Consider the following 3,545-nt stretch of genomic DNA (forward strand, 5'->3'; position numbering starts at 1 on the left):
TGGCGGTGAATCAGAATGCCCCCGCTGGCGCCGTAGTTCAGACGAGCGGCCTGCGAATCGTGGCTGTAGCCGAGATTCAGATCGCCTCTTCCACTGCTGTACCCGGCCGTCAGGCTGCCGCTGGACCCGTTTTGCCGATCGCGGGTTTGGCTGACGGCGTAGCTAAGCGCGTGATTGTCCAGCAATGTGCCGTTGAGGCTGACCATCTGACTGCCAACGCTGTGGCGGGAGGAGGTCAGGGTATAGCCGGCATAGCTCCCCGGCAGCAGGTGGCTCAACGGCACGGAAAGTGACAATGTCACCACTTTGTCGGAATGCGGCTCGTCATCCTCCTCGTCACCGTGGCTGCTGCGGGAGCCGCTGTAGCTGAGCGACCACGCGATACCGTGAACCTGGCTGCTGATCCCCATATTGGCGGTACGCTGTGAGGCGCCCCCTGACCAGTAGCTGTCCTGGTCGAGACTCAGATAGAGGGTGATATCGTACGGCAGGCTCTGGCTGGCGGTGATTTGCAGGGTTGCTTTTTTGTTGTCGCTATCCTGCAGGTCGTCTTCGCTACCCGGGCTGGAAAACGCCTCGCTCAGCGTGGCATAGCGCTGATGCGAATAACGCCAGCCGGTGAAGGTGAACTGCGTGCCAAGACGATCAAAACCTTTGCTGTACTGGAGCTGCCAGGCCCGGCCATCGATCGGATCCTGCTGGTGCCGGTCGCGGGCGTTTAACAGCTGCAGCGAGAGCGCCCCGGCTTCTCCCAACCCCTGTCCTGCGCCGAGCGAGAGGTTATGGTATTGCGCCGCGCTCTGCAGTCCGCCAAACAGCGTCAGGTTATGGGCGAACCCGCGCATCAGCGACAGCTGCATCATCAACGGCCGCTGGCTGGCATCGTCGCTATGGTAGCGCCCGGCGACCAGGTTGTATTTCAGGCTGCCTTCGCGCTGCATGCTGGTCACCGAAGCATACGGCTGGGTGAAGCGGCGGATTTCGCCATCCGACTCTTTGACGGCAACCTCAAGATTGCCGCTGCTGGCGGTGGGATAAAGATCGTCAATCACGAACGCGCCGGGGGTGACGTAGGTTTGATACAGCACGTAGCCATTTTGCCGAACCGTGACCTGGGCGTTGGTTCTGGCAATCCCGCGGATGGTCGGGGCAAAACCTTTCTGCGAGTCCGGGAGCATTGCATCGCTGGAGGCGAGGGATATTCCCTGAAACTGTACCGCGTCAAACACATCGCCCGACGTGAAGGTATCCCCGAGGGTCAGTTCACTCTGCCAGCGCGTCAGGTCGCGCTCAAGCCAGGCGCCGCTGGTCGCCCACTGGGGCTTATCATCGCTGTTGGCGGTCAGGCTATTGCTGGCGCGCAGGCGCCAGGCGCCGACGTTCACGCCGCTTTTCAACATCAGATAGTTATCGCGCTCGGTGCTGCCCTCGCGGGTACGCTGGCTGGCGCCTGAATAACGATAGTTACTCTGAAAGGCGCTAATACCTTCGTCCCACAGCGCAGAGGGAACATTATCCCTCGCCCGGTGCGTCATCAGCGCCTGAGGAATGGTCATTACCAGCCGCTGATGAGCAAAATCGAAATTGACCGTGCTGCCCGGCAGCAGTGCGTTGAGTTCGGGACATGAGCGGGACGTTGCGCCGGGCGCCTGGGACAGCACGGCCGGGTTAACTCCGGCCTGCAGCAGATCTTCCGGCTTAAGGCAGGGCGTGAGCTGTCCGCGATCGTTCTGGCGAAACGTGACGGTCTTACGGGCGTCCAGCGTGACGCCGTTGACCTGCCAGCTCACCGGATAGTCGCCTGGCGGCTGGCCCGCCTGCTGATTGAAGCGTTGCAGATCCACTGCCGGCAAATGGTCGTTTTTCTCCAGCAGATCCATATTAAAGGTCGCCTGGGCGTGCAAGAGCGCGCTCTGTCCGCCCAGCAGGATGGAGAGGCTGACGACGGTAACGGTATGAGCCGGGCCGTGGCGCATCGCGACATCAGACGCTTAGTGCGCCGAAACGGGGGCGCTAAACGTCTGCACAGCGCCAAAGTCATCCAGAATGCGCCAGCTCACCTCGCGGGCGCAGGCCTCGCCGGGGAGGGCATAATCTTCACGGCTGTGAGGAGCAATCACGCTGCGCTCAAGCGGCGTTTTCTGGTTCTGGCCCGCGCAGGTGAGCGTGGTGATAGTCACATAATAGGGGGAGGCATTCTCCGCCTGCAGGTGGTTGCCGCTGACCCGCCAGCGCAGGTGCTGCGCCGCGTTGAGCGCCGAGCCAGGGAGCCCTGCCGGGCGATAAATGAGCTTCAGTTGATTCTTTATAGCAAATTGCAGAATGTTCTCGCCAGCCGGCGCGGTATTGGCAGGGATCACTTTGATATTCAGGGTGAACAAACTTTCCCGATCGTTTGGCAGTTGCGCCGAGGTTAATAGGACGCGCAGATCGTTGCTGTCTCCGGCATCCAGACGGAACAATGGCGGGGTGACGATAAACGGTGATTTCTTATTATCAGCCAGATCGTCTACCCAGCTCTGAATAAGCACCGGATCGTGAGGATTGGTGTTTTTTACCGTGATGTCTGCCTCATGGCTTTGTTCATTATAAATGACACGAGTGCCGGCAATGGCAACCCCGGCGGCAGACGCCAGGAACGGGCAAAAGAGAAGGCTCAGGATAAAAGCCGCTTTATAACACTGCATAATTGAGGATCCGGTCACGAGGAATGAGAATAAGGGCAGGGGGACGCTGCCCTTGGAAAAGTGGCAATCAGGACATTCTATTCGTACACAATATCAATATTGGCCGTGGCATTAATATTGCCGGCGGTGACATCCTGTGAGGAATCGCTCTTCAGATCGGCAATAAAGTTAAATGCAATATCACCGTTTTCGTCGGCTTGCGAAACCGCCGTTTTGCTCTGCTTGTCAAAGGTCAGCTGAGTGCCTTCCGTTGAGCCGTCAGGGGAAGAGAAGACTTCAATGCCCACCCCTTTGGCGGTATCCGCGGCGTCGGAGAGCGCCAGCACGGCGGCGCTGGTGCCGTTAGCGTTGGTGTCCGGAGTACCTTCCAGGCTGATACTGATGTTCTGCGCCAGTGGGCAACCGGTGAGGTTGATAGTGAACGGCGTTTCTGCGGTTTTCGCTTCATGGGATTTCAGCGCCGACATATCGACGTTGCCAAAATCGACATTAACATCGCCACCGTTATTGGCGATCTGGCAGGACTCGTTAATAATTTTACCGGTGAAATTCAGTGTACCCGCCGCGCGGGCGGTGGTCACAGTAGCCAGACTTAAGGCCAGCAGTGAACCAACAACCAGCAGGGTGCCTTTTTCTTTCATACTCAAACCTTATTAAATAATCACAAGTTAACAAAAGCGTTTAACATTTTTAAAGCATGTTTTTTATTTCTGTTCACAAAAAAACGGTAAGCATCGCTAATGTATATTACCGTCGGGGGCGGGATTATACGGAGAACATCGTAAAGGCCCATTGATAAGATGTGTTAAGCTGTAACATTATTTACTTTTTGGTGCAAGTATAATCTCATTAAATATT

3 protein-coding genes are annotated in these 3,545 nt (G+C 57.2%); all 3 read right to left on the bottom strand.

Annotated elements, in window-relative coordinates; translation table 11 throughout:
• The coding region (locus VZP09_RS08375; RefSeq protein WP_328795042.1) for a fimbria/pilus outer membrane usher protein at positions 1–1,976 on the bottom strand (1,976 nt) is incomplete at its 3' end.
• 15 nt (positions 1,977–1,991) lie between these two features.
• Positions 1,992–2,687, bottom strand: a complete 696-nt coding sequence (locus VZP09_RS08380) for a fimbrial biogenesis chaperone (protein WP_023158394.1) — start codon at positions 2,685–2,687, stop codon at positions 1,992–1,994.
• Positions 2,688–2,764: 77 nt separating this feature from the next.
• Positions 2,765–3,328, bottom strand: a complete 564-nt coding sequence (locus VZP09_RS08385; RefSeq protein WP_004143457.1) for a fimbrial protein — start codon at positions 3,326–3,328, stop codon at positions 2,765–2,767.
• Between the last annotated feature and the right edge of the window lie 217 nt (positions 3,329–3,545).

Origin of the sequence: Klebsiella sp. EMBS2024, from assembly GCF_036233805.1 — a bacterium.
Classification (GTDB): Bacteria; Pseudomonadota; Gammaproteobacteria; order Enterobacterales; family Enterobacteriaceae; genus Klebsiella; species Klebsiella pneumoniae.

What these genes read in the sequence shown, in the direction of transcription:
- VZP09_RS08380 (WP_023158394.1), bottom strand. Translation starts at nt 2,687, where the DNA reads ATGCAGTGTTATAAAGCGGCTTTTATCCTGAGCCTTCTCTTTTGCCCG.
- VZP09_RS08385 (WP_004143457.1), bottom strand. Translation starts at nt 3,328, where the DNA reads ATGAAAGAAAAAGGCACCCTGCTGGTTGTTGGTTCACTGCTGGCCTTA.